The 257-nt window shown below is 27.6% G+C and carries 1 pseudogene; it reads right to left on the bottom strand.

What is annotated here, in order from left to right:
* A pseudogene (locus ACRHNM_RS17315) lies at positions 1-257 on the bottom strand (hypothetical protein); the annotation flags it as partial.

Genomic DNA, 257 nt, shown 5'->3' with positions numbered 1-257 from the left:
TAAACCAGTTTGTCCAAGGAATTCTAGACAAAATAAGTAGTAATGCTAAACCGTAAAAAATAGCAAATGTTTTAAATTTTGCTATACTTGATGTTTTTTTCTTGTGTTTAGACCATCCAATAGTAATTAATGTAATTGCTATAATCATCATTACTGGGTGTTCTAAAGCTAATAATCTTATCTCCTTGGTTTTCATAACTTCAGTTGTGTTAGAAGTTAGTTGATTAAAATATGGTGACATAAAATACCAAACTAAT

The organism is Psychroserpens mesophilus, assembly GCF_050617655.1.
In the GTDB taxonomy this organism is placed as follows: domain Bacteria; phylum Bacteroidota; class Bacteroidia; order Flavobacteriales; family Flavobacteriaceae; genus Psychroserpens; species Psychroserpens mesophilus_A.
Note: the sequence above shows the minus strand (reverse complement) of the source record. Positions and strands in the feature narration are given on the sequence as shown.